The sequence below is a fragment of the Streptomyces sp. DSM 40868 genome, assembly GCF_011820545.1.
Lineage (GTDB): Bacteria > Actinomycetota > Actinomycetes > Streptomycetales > Streptomycetaceae > Streptomyces > Streptomyces eurythermus.
Map to the genome: position 1 here is coordinate 1,401,414 of NZ_CP050504.1, position 15,047 is coordinate 1,416,460.

Genomic DNA, 15,047 nt, shown 5'->3' on the forward strand with positions numbered 1-15,047 from the left:
GGTATTCGGCCAGGTCCGATGGCTTTGTGCCATTCGTCGGCAACCGGCCGACAACGTCATCGGGGCGCCGCTACACAAGAACGCCGGAACGGCGTTCCGCCGCCCTGGTGCAGTGGTGGCTGATCGGTGGGGAGGTCTGGACGGTTGCTGACCATCAACGTGGCGGTGCTGCTCGCGGTCATCGTGTTCTTCCGGTTGCGGCGGCGCACGCAGTCCCGCAGCAGGAACGACGAGAAGATGACCGTCGCCATCGTCCTGGCGCTGGGCGTCCTGATCGCGCCGACCCCGGCGGGACAGGGCATCCTCAGCGTCCTCGAGGAGCTCGCGAGCGGCGTCACGCAGGCCGGCCGGTGAGGCCCCGCACACGCAAAGTCCGGGCGACGACGGTCAGGCGCCCGCCGGCCCGGCGGCGTTCCCGCAGGCCGGGCCGGGGGCGGCGGCGCGCCGAGGACCGGCTGATCGGCCTGCTCGTGACCGCCGTCCTCGCCGTGGCCCTGGTGGTGACCGTCGTCAACTGGCTGCTCGTCCACTGGTGGATCCTGATCGTCGCCGGTGGGCTCGCGGTGTCGGCCGGCAGTGGCTGGCTGTACCACAGGCGGCAGAGGGCGCGGTGGGAAGCGGTCCGCGCACAAGGCCTGCGCTACGGGCTCGCCCAGCTGGACGCCCTGCACCACACCCGGTTCGAGTACGCCGTACGCGACTTGATGCGCCGCGACGGCTGCCAGGACGCGGTCCGCGTCGGGGGCGGCGGTGACCTGGGCGCCGACGTCAAGGCCACCGACCCCTACGGCAGGCGCTGGGTGATCCAGTGCAAGCACCGGCGCAACGGCCTCGCCGGCTCCGCCGTGGGCACACCGGACCTCCAGGTGCTCAACGGCACGGCCCGCCAGGTCCACGGCGCCGACGTCGCGGTCATCATCACCAACGGACGTGTCACCGCACCCGCGTACGACTTCGCGAAGCAGCAGCGCCTCCACGTGGTGGACCGCCATACCCTCGGAGTCTGGGCAGCCGGCTCACGCCCGCTGTGGGAGCTGCTGCGCGCCGTCCCGCCACCCCGCAAGCCGACCGCCTTCTCCTGAAGAACGGCCTGTCCGTTCTCACATGGCGAAGGGGTACCGCACAGCGCGGGCGGCCCGGGCGGCCGACTCCTGATCCGGGGGCTACTTCACCGCGATGCGAGCGGTCGGGGCCTGGCCCGCAAGCACGGAGCGGATGCGCTGCTCCAGTACGCGCGCCCAGTCCTCCGCGGACGGGCTGTCACCGGAGCGGGGCGTGTGGACGAAGACCTCCACCGGGCCGACCCGCATGTGGACGTTCGCGAAGCGGTCCGTGTCGTAGCTCAGGCTGTCGTCGCCGATACCGGACTCCCCGGGGGAGAAACACGACCAGAAGTCCCGCGCCCGGGTCATGTTCTCCGTCACGAGTTCGACGCGGTCCGGTCCGGTGAGTTCGGCACCCAGGTTGTCCGAGTCCATCAGGACCGTGAGGGAGAAGTGGGCGCCGTCGCCCTTGTCCTCGTTGCCGACGCTGGAGATCACCCCGTGGTCGGAGCCGTTGAGGTCAGCGGCCTGCAGCCCTGTGGCCCCGCACGCGGTCGCGTCCTCGCCCTCCATGACGGCGTCGGCGGCGTCCCGCCAACCGACCGAATTCTCGCCGGACTTGACCCACCCGGCGGGCAGCTCCTCCTTCTTCGGCAGCGCCGCGCTGAGCCCGTCGCTCGTGGGGACGCCGTCGTCGAGCAGAGGGTCGGCCGGAGCGGGCGAGGAGTGCGCCGGGGCGGGCGATGCGTTCGCGGCCTCCTCGGAGCGCTTCACAGGCGCCGCCTTCTGGTCGCCCCCGCTGTCGGAACAGGAGGCGGTTCCCGCGATCACCGAAGCGGCGACGCCCAGCCCCACCACCGTACGCACGACTCCGGCCCACCTCATCGCTCCGCAACCCCCGTACCCCGACGCGGCCCTGTACCGAAGTGCCGCATCGTAGCCCGCCGTTCCCTCAAGTCATAGGGGACACACGTCAGTTGAGCGAGACGGCGACTGCAGGCCCACCACGCGTCCGGGTGCGCACAGCAGATCGTCGAGGTCACCGGTGACGACGTCGACGGCATCGTTCTGGACGGGTACGAGCCAGTGCGCGAAGTGATGGGCCTGTCCGACACATGGTGGCGCGGAGCCGACTCGCTGGTGGCGGTCTGCACAGGGAGGCCGAGGCTCTCTCCTTTCCGCGGGGCCGCACCGCGTTCATCTACTCCGGCTTGGATGAGTGGGGCCGGCGGCCGTCAGGTCAGTCCCGCCACGCCCCCGCGGCGGTGGCGTCGGCTACGAACTGGGCGAAGGAGCGCGGATCGCGGCCCAGCGCGGCCCGCACGCCGTCGGACAGGTGGCTGTCCATGTCGCGCCGGATCGGCCCGACGGCGTCGGCGAAGTCCTCCGCTTCGGCCTTGGGCCGGCCCTCGGCGACCAGTTCGGCGACTAAGTCCTCCGGCGAGAGGGGCACGTAGCGCACCGTACGGCCGGTGGCCTCGGAGATGAGGCCCACCGCCTCGCCGATGGTCACCGCGCTGGGCCCGGACAGCTCGTAGGTCTTGCCCGCATGCGTGTCCTCGGTGAGCGCGGCGACCGCGACCGCGGCGATGTCCTCGGCGTCCACAAAGCTCGCCGCGCCGTCGCCGGCGGGCAGCCGGAGCTCGCCCGCCATGATCGCGTCCCGGAAGAAGCCCTCGCTGAAGTTCTGCGCGAACCACGCCGGCCGCACGATCGTCCACTCCAGGCCGCAGGTGCGCACCGCGTCCTCGCCGTCGATGTGCGTCCTGCCCGCGCCGCTGTCCTCGCCGGCGTAGCCGGGCACACCGACTCCGCGGCCGGACAGCAGGACGACCCGTTCGACCCCCAGCTCCTTGGCGCGCGCGACGAACGGCCGGGTCAGCAGCTCGCCGTCGTACGGCACGATGAAGACCTTCCTCACGCCGTCGAGAGCTGCGTCCCAGGTGGTCCGGTCCGTCCAGTCGAAACGGGGTTCGCTGGAACGCGACCCCACGCGGACCGGCACACGTTTCGCGCGGAGTCGGGCCACGGCGCGTCCGCCGACCTTCCCCGTGCCGCCGGTCATCAGAATCGGATGCTCAGTCATATGGCCACCCAATCCCGGTCCACCGAGGCGGACCATGGTCGAGACGCCCATGTGCATGTCCGAGCGTCTACATTGGGCGGGTGGACACGCTGGCGGATCTGCTGGACGGGGTACGGGCGCGCGGAGCCGTGTTCACCCGGACCCTCATGAGCCCGCGGTGGTCCCTGCGTTTCGCGAGCGGCGCCCGGCTGACCCTGGTCGTGGCGCTCGGCGGCAAGGTCTGGATCACTCCCTCCGGCGGCGAGCCGATCGAGGTCGGCCCCGGTGACATCGCCGTCCTGCGCGGTCCCGACCCGTACACCGTCAGCGAGGACCCCGCGTCACCGCCCCGGCAGGTCATCACCAGCGCCGACTACTGTGCGCGGACCGCCCGCGCCGTCGCGGGTGGCGGGCCGGTCCCCGCCCCACGGACCTGCGGTGCCGACGAGACGGGCCCGGCCCTTCTGATCAGCGGCGCCTACGAGGGCCGGTCCGGCATCGGCGACCGCCTCCTGGACGCCCTCCCGGACGTCCTCGTCGTACCGGAACGGGACAGCGACCGCGCGCTGCTCACTCTGGTGACGCAGGAGCTGCGACGGGACGAGCCCGGCCAGCAGGCCGTTCTGGACCGCCTGCTGGACCTGCTGCTCGTCTCGACCCTGCGTGCCTGGTTCGACCGTCCCCGGAACCACGCCCCCGCCTGGTACCGCGCCACGGACGACTCCGTCGTCGCGAGCGCGCTGCGGCTGATGCACGACCACCCCGCCCACCCGTGGACCGTGGCGTCCCTCGCCTCCCAGGTGGGCTCCTCCCGGTCCGGGCTGGCCCGCCGCTTCACCCGCCGTGTCGGTGAACCTCCCATGACGTATCTGGCCACGTGGCGTGTCGCCCTCGCCGCCGATCTGCTGCGGGACACCGGTGCCACGGTCGACTCCGTCGCGCGCAGGGTCGGGTACTCCAACGCCTTCGCGCTCAGCGTCGCCTTCAAGCGCCACCGGGGCATCACGCCCGCGCAACACCGGGCCGCCGCTCTGCGCACCTGAGCGAGGGCGGGTCGCGCGGAGGCGCCCACGGTGACGAACCATCCCCTCAGAGGCCCGGCTAGGGTGTCGAGGGCTATATGGCACATCGTCAGCAAGGAGTCACCGTGCGGTCACCGCTGTCCTGGTCAGCCCGTCGCCGCACCTGGGGGCCGCGCAGTCTGCGCACGGCCGCGGTGGCGTCGGTGGTGGCCGCTGTGTTGATCATCGTCACCGGTGGTGTCGTACGGGTCACGGGGTCAGGGCTCGGCTGCCCGGAGTGGCCCTCGTGCACCGGCCGGAGCCTGGCGCCCACGGCCGAGATGGGTGTGCACGGGGCGATCGAATTCGGCAACAGGCTGCTGACCGGTGCCCTGTGCGCGGTGGTCGGCTGGCTCATCATCGCCGCACGGCTGCAGCGTGATCCCTCGCGCTCGGTGCTGCGCGGGGCGTGGGCCCAGTTCTGGGTCGTCGTCCTCAACGCCGTCGTCGGTGGTGTCACGGTGTGGCTGCGGCTCAGCCCGTACATCGTCGCCGCCCACTTCCTCGCCGCCGCGCTGTTGCTGGCCACGGCGACGGCCACCTGGGTACGCGTGCAACAGCTGGATCACGAGGTGTCCGCGCCGGTGGTTCTGCCGCGGCGTGCCGTCACCTTGAGCCGGCTCCTGCTGACCGGGACAGCCGTACTGCTCGTCGTGGGGACCGCGGTCACCGGTTCCGGACCCCACGCGGGCGACTCCTCCGACGTGCACCGGATGCCGTTCGACTGGGCGGGCGTCACCGTCGTGCACGGTGTGATCGCCGCGGGGTGCCTCGTCGTGGGCGGCCTGCTGTTCGCCGTGCTGCCCGGTGGTTCCCCGGCCCGCGGGCGTACCGGCGTGTTCCTGGCCGTCTTCGTGGCGCAGGGGGCCGTCGGGGTGTTCCAGTCGCTGACCTCCTTGCCCTCGGTGGCGGTCGTCCTGCATCTGTGCGGCTCCGCCCTGGTGTGGGCCGGAGCGGTCCGTGTCACCCTGGCGGTGCGTCAGCACGGCGCGGCGGTGCCGGTCGCCGACCGGCCCTCCCCGCGGCCCGCCCGGCCCACGGCGGCCGCCGACACGTAAAGGGTGAGCGGCCCTGGGTCCGTGCCGCCCGGAATCGCCGTAGCGCCCGGCGCGTCACTTCCGCCGGTCCGGGAGTCCGAGGATCTCCACCACGGCGCCGGGCCAGGTGAACCCCGCGCCGACGCCGCGCAGCAGAACCAGGCCGCCGGACCGCACCTCGCGTCGCTCGATCAGCCACGCCAGGCCCGCCGAACCGGTCACCGGCCACGAACGGGGCCCGGACGCGAGTCACGGGCTCGTCCGTGCCCCCCGGGCTCGGCGGTGGCGCCGGTCTGTGCCACCGCGCCGTCCGCGGCCGGTGACGACGGCTGCCCGGCGGCGTCGGTCGTCCCCATGTGACCGGGAACTCGCGTCGGCACCCTGTGCACATGGCTGAAATGCGGCGATGGCCTTCAGGCGTATTGAGCGGCGCCCGGAATACCGGGCCCGTGGGGCCGGTTGCGCGGGCATGAAGGCGATCGGTATTCACGAGTTCGGCGGCCCGGACGTCCTGCGGGTGCTGGATCTTCCTGAACCCCAGGCGGGTCCTGGCGAGGTCCGTATCCGCGTGCACGCGGCCGCGGTCAGTCCCACCGATGTCCTGCTGCGTACCGGCGGGCACGCGGTCCGCATGCCCGGCCGGCGGCCTCCGTTCGTACCGGGTATGGACGCCGCCGGGGTGATCGACCAACTCGGGCCCGGGGCCGACGGCCGTCTCGCCCTGGGCCAGCGGGTCGTGGCGCTGGTGCTGTTCACCGGCCCGCACGGCGGTGCCTACGCGGAGCAGGTCGTCGTACCCGCCGCATCGGTGGTGCCGGCTCCGGAAGGGGCCGGCTTTCCGGAGGCCTCCACTCTGTTGATGAACGCCATGACCGCGCGCCTCGCTCTGGACGTGCTGTCCGTGCCGCGGCATGGGACGGTCGCCGTGAGCGGTGCCGCCGGCGCCGTGGGCGGGTACGCGGTCGAGTTGGCCAAGGCCGACGGGCTGACCGTGATCGCCGACGCGGCCGAGCGCGATGGGGAACTGGTCCGTGGCTTCGGGGCCGACCACGTCGTCGAGCGCGGGCCCGGGATCGCCGGGCGGATCCGTGCGCTCGTGCCCGAGGGAGTGGCCGGGGCGGTGGACGGATCGGTGCAGACCACCGAGCTCGTGCCCGCGATCGGGGACGGTGGTGCCCTGGCCGAACTCCGGGGCTGGTCAGGACCGGCCGAGCGGGGCATCCGGGTGCACCCGGTGATGGTGCCCGATCGCATCGACGACACCGCCGGCTTGGACACCCTGTGCCGCCAGGCCGAGAAAGGTGTGCTGACGATGCGCGTCGCGGAGGTGCTGCCCGCCGCGGAAGCGGCCCGGGCGCACCGCTTGCTGGAGGCCGGCGGTCTGCGGGGGCGAGTGGTGCTGGACTTTTCCTGACACCTCTCTTCCCGAAGGTTCAGCCGACTGGGGCGGCCAGTGCTCGCTCGGCCTGGCGGACGCGCCATTCCTCGATCGTTTCCTGTTGCCGCCGGGCTCGCTCGAGCAGGGTGGCGAGCCGGGCGAGGTCCAGGCGCTCGTCGGCGGCGCCGAGCCGGCCCAGGGTCTGCCAGCAGGCCGTCTTCCCCTCGATGCCCAGCCGCAGGGCTTCCAGGTCCAGGAGGGTGCCGAGAGGTGAGGGACGCACCAGGTGGCCGTTGGGCTTCAGCCGTCCCAGTTTCTCGGCCGCCCAGGCCGCGCTCACCTTGTAACGGCGAACGGGGACGCCGAGGTCCCGCATGATGTCCAGCAGCGCGGTCCGGTCCTCGGCGATCTCGGCCGCCACGGGTTCGATCGCGCGACCGAGCGCGGAGCCGCGGGCGGTACGCGCCAGGCGAGCGGCACGGTCGGTACCGGCGGTGGCGCCGGCGAGGTGGTCGTTGAGGTAGATGCCGAGCAGTCTCAGCTCGGCACCTCGTCCGGTGGGCCGGCGCCGGTCGGCGCCGGAGTACGCGAGGGCGTTCATCTGCGGCCTCCTTCGGTTGCGGTAAGGCATTCCCACACGAGCGACGAGTCGGATCACCGTGGGGCCGACCGGGCGCCCGTACGCGCCGCCGGCTCACGGCTCGGCCTCGTTCTCGTCCGGGCCGCTCACCACGGTGAGCAGATCGTCCCGCGCGGCCAGGGCGTCCAGGGAGAGGGTGCGGTAGCCGACCTCGTCGAAGAGCACGGTGATGCGGTCGCCGTCCTCGCTCAGCACGGTGCCGCCGCCCCACTCTCCGTGCCGTACCACGGCTCCCGGCGGATAGGCGCCGGCGTCCGGATGCCGCTCGGCGCTCGTCGCGTCGCTGTCACCGCTGCCCGGCTCGTCGCACCTGTCGCAGTTGCCGCAGGGGGCCTCGTACTCCTCCCCGAAGTAACCGAGGAGGAAGCGCCGTCGGCAGCCGGTGGTCTCGGCGTACGCCCGCGCCATGTCCACGCGTGAGCGGTCCATGCGTTTGTGGGCCTCGGCGGTGTCCACGGCCCGGCGCACCGCGCGTGACGGTGTCGTGCCCCGGACCGGCCGGATGGCACCCGAGGCGTCCGTGACCAGGGCACCGGCCTCCTCCAGCAGGTTCACGGCCCGGGTGACCCTGGCGCGCGACATGTCGGTGTCCCGTCTCAGCCCGGCGACGTCCGGTGGAGCGTCGCGGTGGGCGTGGACCGCCCGTACGACCGCGTCCACGGCCTCCGGGCGGGGCGTGCGGCTGCTGAAGTACGCCTGCATGCCCGTGTCCTCGGTGCGGTAGTGCAGTACGGCGAGGGCGGGCCGTCCGTCGCGGCCGCAGCGCCCGATCTCCTGGTAGTAGGCGTCCAGGGAGCCCGGCAGCGAGGCGTGCAGCACGAACCGTACGTTCTCCTTGTCGATGCCCATCCCGAAGGCCGAGGTGGCCACCACGACATCCAGGCCGTCGGAGAGGAACGCCTCGTGGATCCGGCGGCGCTCGGCGGCGCGCAGGCCCGCGTGATAGGCGCCGGCCGCGAACCCGAGGGAGGCCAGCTCCGCGGCGTACGACTCGCTGTCCTTGCGCGTCGCCGCGTAGACGATGCCGGGCTTGGGAGCGGCCGCGGCGTCCTCGATGACGCGGGAGCGCCGTTCGTCGTCGTCCAGGTGGCGGTGCGCCTCGAGCCTGATGCCGGGACGGTCGAATCCGGTGACGAGCTGCCGCGGCCGGTCCATGCCGAGCCGTTCGACGATGTCCTGCCGTACCGGAGGCGCGGCGGTCGCGGTGAGCGCGAGCACGGGCGGGCGGCCCAGCCCGCGTACGGCCTGGGCCAGGCGCAGGTAGTCGGGCCGGAAGTCGTGGCCCCACGAGGACACGCACTGGGCTTCGTCGACCACGAAGAGGGCCGGGTGCGCCTCGGCGAGCCGCTGTACGACCTCGTCCTTGGCGAGTTGCTCCGGGGACAGGTACACGTACCGCGCCGAACCCTCGCGCACCGCCGTCCAGGCGTCCTCGGTCCCGGCCGCGCCGAGGTCGGAGTTGACGGCGACGGCGCCCGGGCCGCGGTCGCCGCCGGGCAGTCCCGCGATCTGGTCCCTTTGCAGGGCCAGCAGCGGCGACACGACGACGACCGGCCCGGACAGCAGCAGGGCGGGGACCTGGTACACGGCGGACTTGCCCGATCCGGTCGGCATGACGACCAGACAGTCCCGTCCCTCCAGCACCCACTCCATGGCGGTGAGCTGTCCGGGACGCAGCTCCTTCCAGCCGAACACCTCGGCGGCCGTCTCACGCAGCCGCCCGGCCCACCGGCCGCGGGCCGGTGGTCCTTCCCCGGTCATGGCGCACTCCTCGCTCGGTGGCAGGGCTGTTCCGGGTACCCCGGGCCGGTCCGGTGACGCGGGTGTGTCCGCACGGTCACGTGCTCAGCTGCCGCTGCAGCCAGTCCGCGGCGGCCCGGCGGAAGAGACGGCGGTTGTCGGCGCGGAGGAACTCGTGCCCCTCGTCGGGCAGGGTGAGCAGTTCGGCGGTCACACCGCGTTCCCGGGCCGCCCGTACGAACTGCTCCGACTCCCCCGGCGGCACATTGGTGTCGTGCTCCCCGTGCACCGCGAGCACCGGTGCCCGCAGTGCGTCGATACGGCTCATCGGCGACAGCGCCCGCAGCAGTTCGCGGTCGCGTTCGGGATGGCCGTACTTGTGGGCCGCCGACTGGGCGATCCAGGGTTCGGTGCCCGCGAAGAACGTCGCGAGGTCCGACATGCCGCACACCGCGATCCCGGTGCGGAAGAGGTCCGGGTGCCAGACCAGGGAGGCGAAGGTCAGATAGCCGCCGTAGGAGCGGCCCATCACCGCCAGCCGGGCGGGGTCGGCCAGGCCGGCCAGCACGGCGTGGGCGGCGCAGTCCGCCACGTCGTCGATCGCGGCGAACCGCCCCCTGCCCAGGTCCGCGTCGACGAACGACCGGCCGTATCCGGACGACCCGCGGACGTCGGGTGCGAACACGTCGACTCCTCGCCCGAGGATCTCGTGATACAGCGGGTCCAGCACGGGGCGTTCCTGGTCCTCGGGACCGCCGTGCAGATGGATGACGCAGGGCGCCGGTTCGCCGGGGGCGCGGCCCGGCGCGCGGTAGTACCAGCCGTGCAGCGGCAGCCCGTCCCGGGCGGTGGGGCTGAGGGGGACGGGCCGCACGGGCGGGCGGCCCGGGGGAACGGCGTCCTCGTCGCGTGACGACCACGGGGTGCGCACCGGGGTCGCCCCGTCGGGCAGCCACCAGATACCGGGGCGGCGCCGGGACCCGGACAGGGCCAGCAGCGGCCGGGGACCGGCGGCGGTGACGCGGGTGACCACTTCGTGCGGCAGGGACACGGGCCGGGGCGGGACCGTGCCCGCCCCTGGCCGGCCGGCCGCGTCCCCGTCCCGCCCGGGCTCGGCCCGGAAGGACGCCCCCGCGTCCGGTACCGGCCCGCCGGCCGCGCTCGTGTCCAGGTCCGCCGGCCCGCCGATCGCGCTCGTGTCCAGGACCTCCAGCTCGCTCACGCCCCTCACGTTCCAGGCGAGCACGGCGGAGTCGCCGTCGCGGGCGCACCGCAGCAGCTCCAGGTCGCTGCTGTCCCGGGAGGCGGCGACCGACCAGCCGCGCGGGCGTCCTTGCGGGTCGAGCCCGGCGGCGAGCAGGACCGCGAACTCGCGGTGGGCGTCGCTGCGCAGCCAGAGGGTGTCCGCGCGCGGTGAGAAGCCGCCGATCCACGGGTCCCCGTCCGCCACCGGCATCACACAGGTCGGCTCCAGGTCGGCGGTGCGCAGGACGACGGCCTCGCGCCGGCCGCGGGGTCCCCGGCGCAGCAGCGCGAGCGCTCCGTCGCGGCTGAGGTCGCACACGCGGAGCGTCGCCGCGTCCTTCTCGACGGCGAGCAGGACGGGGGCGGCGACACCGTCGGGGTCGATGAGGTACGCCGACAGTCCGTCGCCGAACCCGGCTGCCGGGGCGGTCGTGCCGCCCGGTGCGCCGACCGCCGCCGTCCGCACCGTGAGCACGGGTGAGGACAGTCCGGGTCCGGGGGCCGTGTGGGGTACCGGACCGAGGAGCTTCGTGTGGCCCGCCCCCTCCGGCCAGTGGGCCGGCAGGCGGCCGTCGGCCGCTCCGGGGCCGGGCGCGCCGGCCTGTGCCGTGGCGTCCGGGCCGGGTTCGGCGGTGGGCACCGCGACGGTGACCGCGATCGCCGACCCGTCGTACGCCCAGCAGCCCAGGTGGGCGGAGCTGCCCGGTTCGGCCCCGGCGAGGATGTGCCGGCCGCCGCCGTCGGGGCGGACACACAGCACCCGTGTGTGCTCACCGCCGCCGGGGGCCGTGGTGTAGGCGATCCAGCGGCCGTCGGGCGACCAGGACACCTCGGTCACCGGATCCGGTCCGTCGTCGAGCAGGTGCACGGCCTCGCCGTCGACGGGTCCCGTCCACAGCTGTGGTACGCCGCCGCGGTCGCAGATGAAGGCGACGCGTGTGCCGGACGGGTCGGCCGAGGGGTACCAGCAGCCGTGCGCGATGAGCCGTGTCGTCGCCTCGCGCGGCCCGGAGGCGTCCGGCAGCGGGACGCGGGCGGGTGCGGCGAAGGCGGCGGTACGGCCCCCCGGGGCCGGCGGGGGCGGCGGGACGCTCCGCTTCGGGAGGGCGGCGGAGGTCCGCCCGGCACCGGCGGGACCGGCGTCGGGCGAGCGTGCCACGAAGGGCTCCCCGGTCAGATTCCGTGCGTCTGCAGCCATATCTCCAGCAAAGCCACTTGCCACAGTGCGTTCGCTCCGCGCTTGGTGCGGTGCCGGTCGGGGTCCGCCAGCAGCCCGGCGACGTAGGAGTCCCGGAAGACGCCGCGGCGCTTCGCCTCGGGGGCGCCCAGCGCCTCGCGCACCCGCTCCAGGACGGGCCCGGCCATGTGGGTGATCGCCGGGACCGGGAAGTAGCCCTTGGGACGGTCGACCACCTCGCGGGGCAGCAGTTTGCGGCCGGCCTCCTTGAGGACGCCCTTGCCGCCGTCGGCCAGCTTCAGCTCCGGCGGGCAGGCGGCCGCCAGCTCGACCAGTTCGTGGTCCAGGAAGGGCACGCGGGCCTCCAGACCCCAGTCCATCGTCATGTTGTCGACCCGCTTGACCGGGTCGTCGACCAGCATGACGTGGGTGTCGAGGCGCAGGGCGGCGTCGAGCGCCGTCTCGGCCCCCGGCGCCGCCATGTGCTCCCGGACGAACCGGCCGGAGACGTCGTCGGGCGGCAGCATGTCCGGTTGCAGCATGGTGGCGAGGTCGGCGTGCGACCGGTCGAAGTACGTCTCGGCGTACCGCTGCGGCTCCTCTTCGCGGGCCGCGGACGCCAGGCGCGGGTACCAGTGGTAGCCGGCGAAGACCTCGTCGGCGCCCTGCCCGCTCTGGACCACCTTGACGTTCTTCGACACCTGCTCGGACAGCAGGTGGAAGGCGACCACGTCATGGCTCATCATGGGCTCGCTCATCGCCGCGACCGCCGCGTCCAGGGCCGTCGACACGCGCTGCGAGGGCACCACGAACCGCTGGTGATCGGTGGTGAACTCCCTGGCCACCAGATCGGAGTAGCGGAACTCGTCCCCTTCGTCGCCGCCCTCCGCCTCGAAGCCCACGCTGAACGTCGCCAGGTCCCGCTGCCCCTCGTCGGCCAGCAGGGCCACGATCAGGCTGGAGTCCAGTCCCCCGGACAGCAGCACGCCGACCGGGACGTCGGCGACCATCCGGCGCCGTACGGCGGTGCGCAGCGCTTCCAGCACCGCGTCCCGCCACTCGGCGGCGCCCATGCCGGCGTGCTCGGGGCGGCGGGTGTACGACGGCTGCCAGTAGCGGTGTTCCCGGTAGGTGCCGTCCGGCTCGACGACCCGCACGGTGGCCGGGGGGAGCTTGCGCACCCCCGCCAGCACGGTCCGGGGCGCGGCCACGGTCGCGTGCCAGCTGAGGTACTGGTGTACGGCGGCCGGGTCGAGGGAGGTGTCCACACCGCCGGCCGCGAGCAGGGCGGGCAGCGAGGAGGCGAAGCGCAGCCGCCCCGGGGTCTGTGCCAGGTACAGGGGTTTGATGCCGAGCCGGTCGCGGCCGAGGACCAGACGGCCGGTCCGGTGCTCGACGAGGGCGAAGGCGAACATCCCGTAGAGACGGTCGACGCAGGCGGTGCCCCACTGCCGGTAGGCCGCGAGGAGGACCTCGGTGTCGGAGGTGGACTTGAACCGGTGGCCGAGGGCCGTCAGTTCCGCGCGCAGCTCCTGGTAGTTGTAGATGCACCCGTTGAAGACGCCGGTGATCTCCTGCCCGGTGTCGGTCAGGGGCTGCGCCCCGCGCTCGGACAGGTCGATGATCTTCAGACGGCGGTGTCCCAGTGCGACGGCGTCCCGTGACCACACCCCCTCCCCGTCGGGTCCGCGGGCGGCGAGCCGGTCGTTCATCCGCTCGACGGCCGCCAGGTCGGGGCGGGTGCCGTCGAAGCGCATCTCTCCGCTCAGGCCGCACATCAGCGACGACCTCCCTGCCGCCCCTGGGGGTCGCACGGGGTGCGCGGTGGTGTGGTGCGCGACGGTATGTGGCCGGGACTGATCGACACGGTGGTACGTCTCCTTCACGACATCGGTGGATACGGGATGGGGCGAGTGCGCGCGTACGGGGGTGCCGCGCGTGTTCAGCGGCCGGCGATTCCGGCCCGGCCGGCCCCGGAGGGGCGGGCGAGGGGCCGCCCGGGGGTGGCGAGGTTCCGGGCGGGAGCGGCGGGCCGGCGGCGCGGATGGTCGTCGCCCCGGGTCTCCGCGATCGCCAGATCGGTGCAGGCGAGCAGGTCCTCCTCCTCGGCGGTGCGGCGCATGCGGTGGGCGGCACTGCCGGCGGCCAGGGCCCGCTCCGCGAGGTCCCGGACCGTGGGCCAGTCCCCGGCGGCCTCGAGTGCCGGGCGCACCCGTCCCAGCAGGCGCCGCACGACCTGCGCCGCGGGTGCCTCGTGCCGGGTCTCGGGGTCGATCAGGGCACCTTCCAGGCCCGACCGCGCGGCCCGCCAGGCGGCGGCGCGCAACCACTCGTGCCGTCCGCCGCAGACGGGCGCGTCCACCCCCTCCAGCCGCCCGAGGGCCTCGGTCACCAGGGCGCGGTAGAGCCCGGCGACCAGGACGACCGTTTCCGGCCGGGGGCAGGCGTCGCAGATGCGCAGTTCGAGGGTCTGCTGGTGGGCGGACGGCCGGATGTCGTGGTAGATCATTCCCGCGTCGCTGATGACGCCCGAGTCGATCAGGGACCGCACGGCCGCGTCGTACTCGGCGGCGTCGGCGAAGCATCCCGGCGGGCCCGCGGTGGGCCACCGCTGCCACACCATGGTCCGCCAGCTGGCGTAGCCGGTGTCGGCGCCCAGCCAGAAGGGGGAGCTGGCCGACAGGGCCAGCAGGACGTGCAGCCACGGGGACACCTCGCACATGAGGCGCACGGCCAGGTCGCGGTCGGGTACGTCGACGTGGACGTGGGTTCCGCAGATCAGCTGCTCGTCGGCGACCATGCGGTATTCGTCGACCATGTGGCGGTAGCGGCGCCCGGCGGTCGGGCGGGTGTCCTGCGTGCGGGCGAGCGGCACGGTACCGGCGGCCACCACGGCCAGCCCGTGGGTGCTCGCCGCGGCGTCGAGCCTGCGTCTGGCACTGATCACGTCGTCGTACAGGCCGGCGAGGGACGCGTGCACAGCGCTGTTCGTCTCGATGGCCGCCTGCTGCAGTTCGGTGGTGAAGGTGTCTGGGGGGAGCATTTCCAGCATGGCGTCGGCTCGGGGCGCGAGCAGGCCCGTCTCCACCTCGACGATGTGGAATTCCTCTTCCACTCCGATGCGAACGGTCACGGCACTCCTCAGGTGACGGGCAAACGCTGACTGCTTCAGCCCGGAATCGACCCGCCCCGCCGGTCCACCGGTACGGGGCTGTGCACCTCCGACTTCCCACCAGGCTCATTGCTAAGCAGGGCCGCTCCTCGGAGAGTGAGGTGTCACAGATGAGCGACAAGCACGAGCACGCCGGAACGCAGGGCGCGAGTACGGTGACCGGGGCGCGGGCGTGGATGTCGGGATACCGGCGGCCACGATCATGTGCCGGGTGGCCGGCAGGAGGACGCAGGAGGATCACGGCCTGCGCATGGCCGGGTGCCGTAGCCGAGGCGTTCGATCGCGGCGGCGCCATCGCTCGCCTCGGGCGCGGGAAGGCCGTCGAAGTCGCCAGCCCCCGTCCCGGTGGTCCGAGGCCGCGGATGCGGGCGCTCAGGCGCCCTGCCCGCGGTGCGCGTGGCGTCCAGGAAAGCGGTGATCCGGGACGCGCCGGTGCGCTCCAGCCAGGTACCGAAGTCCATCGTGGCGGGGTGGATCTTCCGGGTGGCG

At 73.6% G+C, this 15,047-nt stretch carries 13 protein-coding genes; 5 read left to right on the top strand and 8 right to left on the bottom strand.

Translation table 11 applies throughout. The annotated features are described in order from the left end of the window. The first annotated feature begins 144 nt into the window (after nucleotides 1-144). Both HB370_RS06175 and HB370_RS06180 read left to right on the top strand, forming a co-directional pair. The gene (locus HB370_RS06175) at nucleotides 145-354 is read left to right on the top strand and encodes a hypothetical protein (protein WP_030784316.1); all 210 of its coding nucleotides are present in this window, start codon (nucleotides 145-147) and stop codon (nucleotides 352-354) included. Continuing rightward, the gene (locus tag HB370_RS06180; RefSeq protein ID WP_051815736.1) at nucleotides 351-1,082 is read left to right on the top strand and encodes a restriction endonuclease; all 732 of its coding nucleotides are present in this window, start codon (nucleotides 351-353) and stop codon (nucleotides 1,080-1,082) included. The genes HB370_RS06175 and HB370_RS06180 overlap by 4 nt, the downstream gene beginning before the upstream one ends. 81 nt (nucleotides 1,083-1,163) lie before the next feature. Here the strand turns inward: HB370_RS06180 and HB370_RS06185 are convergent, their stop codons facing one another. Next, on the bottom strand, nucleotides 1,164-1,910 hold the full coding sequence (locus tag HB370_RS06185) for a hypothetical protein (protein WP_157855577.1): 747 nt from the start codon (nucleotides 1,908-1,910) through the stop codon (nucleotides 1,164-1,166). A 373-nt stretch (nucleotides 1,911-2,283) separates the two neighbouring features. After that, a complete protein-coding gene (locus HB370_RS06190) occupies nucleotides 2,284-3,129 on the bottom strand; it encodes an NAD(P)H-binding protein (protein WP_030784322.1) in 846 nt (281 codons plus the stop codon). An 80-nt stretch (nucleotides 3,130-3,209) separates the two neighbouring features. Here HB370_RS06190 and HB370_RS06195 point away from each other — a divergent pair, with 80 nt between their 5' ends. Together HB370_RS06195 and HB370_RS06200 are read left to right on the top strand one after the other, a co-directional pair. Further along, nucleotides 3,210-4,151: an AraC family transcriptional regulator gene (locus HB370_RS06195; RefSeq protein WP_030784324.1), complete on the top strand. Its 942-nt coding sequence runs from the start codon at nucleotides 3,210-3,212 to the stop codon at nucleotides 4,149-4,151. A gap of 104 nt (nucleotides 4,152-4,255) precedes the next feature. Continuing rightward, nucleotides 4,256-5,227 (top strand): COX15/CtaA family protein, encoded by a 972-nt coding sequence (locus HB370_RS06200; RefSeq protein WP_244405433.1) that lies wholly within the window; start codon nucleotides 4,256-4,258, stop codon nucleotides 5,225-5,227. 54 nt (nucleotides 5,228-5,281) lie between these two features. On the opposite strand, the gene HB370_RS06205 is transcribed toward HB370_RS06200, so the two are convergent. Continuing rightward, the gene (locus HB370_RS06205) at nucleotides 5,282-5,428 is read right to left on the bottom strand and encodes a hypothetical protein (protein ID WP_078637549.1); all 147 of its coding nucleotides are present in this window, start codon (nucleotides 5,426-5,428) and stop codon (nucleotides 5,282-5,284) included. A gap of 247 nt (nucleotides 5,429-5,675) precedes the next feature. Here HB370_RS06205 and HB370_RS06210 point away from each other — a divergent pair, with 247 nt between their 5' ends. Next, the gene (locus HB370_RS06210) at nucleotides 5,676-6,620 is read left to right on the top strand and encodes an NADP-dependent oxidoreductase (protein WP_030784329.1); all 945 of its coding nucleotides are present in this window, start codon (nucleotides 5,676-5,678) and stop codon (nucleotides 6,618-6,620) included. 19 nt (nucleotides 6,621-6,639) lie between these two features. Here the strand turns inward: HB370_RS06210 and HB370_RS06215 are convergent, their stop codons facing one another. The 5 genes from HB370_RS06215 to HB370_RS06235 all read right to left on the bottom strand — a co-directional run bounded on the left by HB370_RS06215 (nucleotide 6,640) and on the right by HB370_RS06235 (nucleotide 14,519). After that, nucleotides 6,640-7,185 (bottom strand): hypothetical protein, encoded by a 546-nt coding sequence (locus tag HB370_RS06215; protein ID WP_030784332.1) that lies wholly within the window; start codon nucleotides 7,183-7,185, stop codon nucleotides 6,640-6,642. Between the two features lie 93 nt (nucleotides 7,186-7,278). Beyond that, complete coding sequence (locus HB370_RS06220) at nucleotides 7,279-8,985, bottom strand: RecQ family ATP-dependent DNA helicase (protein ID WP_030784334.1); 1,707 nt, start codon at nucleotides 8,983-8,985, stop codon at nucleotides 7,279-7,281. 76 nt (nucleotides 8,986-9,061) lie between these two features. After that, nucleotides 9,062-11,407 carry a prolyl oligopeptidase family serine peptidase gene (locus tag HB370_RS06225; protein ID WP_030784338.1) on the bottom strand — a complete coding sequence of 782 codons (2,346 nt, stop codon included), beginning with the start codon at nucleotides 11,405-11,407 and terminating at the stop codon, nucleotides 9,062-9,064. Next, on the bottom strand, nucleotides 11,383-13,164 hold the full coding sequence (locus tag HB370_RS06230; RefSeq protein ID WP_030784340.1) for an N-acetylglutaminylglutamine amidotransferase: 1,782 nt from the start codon (nucleotides 13,162-13,164) through the stop codon (nucleotides 11,383-11,385). Before HB370_RS06230 ends, HB370_RS06225 begins: the two co-directional genes overlap by 25 nt. A 164-nt stretch (nucleotides 13,165-13,328) precedes the next feature. Continuing rightward, nucleotides 13,329-14,519, bottom strand: a complete 1,191-nt coding sequence (locus HB370_RS06235) for a glutamate--cysteine ligase (RefSeq protein ID WP_030784342.1) — start codon at nucleotides 14,517-14,519, stop codon at nucleotides 13,329-13,331. Between the last annotated feature and the right edge of the window lie 528 nt (nucleotides 14,520-15,047).

What these genes read in the sequence shown, in the direction of transcription:
- HB370_RS06190 (WP_030784322.1), bottom strand. Translation starts at nt 3,129, where the DNA reads ATGACTGAGCATCCGATTCTGATGACCGGCGGCACGGGGAAGGTCGGC.
- HB370_RS06210 (WP_030784329.1), top strand. Translation starts at nt 5,676, where the DNA reads ATGAAGGCGATCGGTATTCACGAGTTCGGCGGCCCGGACGTCCTGCGG.
- HB370_RS06215 (WP_030784332.1), bottom strand. Translation starts at nt 7,185, where the DNA reads ATGAACGCCCTCGCGTACTCCGGCGCCGACCGGCGCCGGCCCACCGGA.
- HB370_RS06220 (WP_030784334.1), bottom strand. Translation starts at nt 8,985, where the DNA reads ATGACCGGGGAAGGACCACCGGCCCGCGGCCGGTGGGCCGGGCGGCTG.
- HB370_RS06225 (WP_030784338.1), bottom strand. Translation starts at nt 11,407, where the DNA reads ATGGCTGCAGACGCACGGAATCTGACCGGGGAGCCCTTCGTGGCACGC.
- HB370_RS06230 (WP_030784340.1), bottom strand. Translation starts at nt 13,164, where the DNA reads ATGTGCGGCCTGAGCGGAGAGATGCGCTTCGACGGCACCCGCCCCGAC.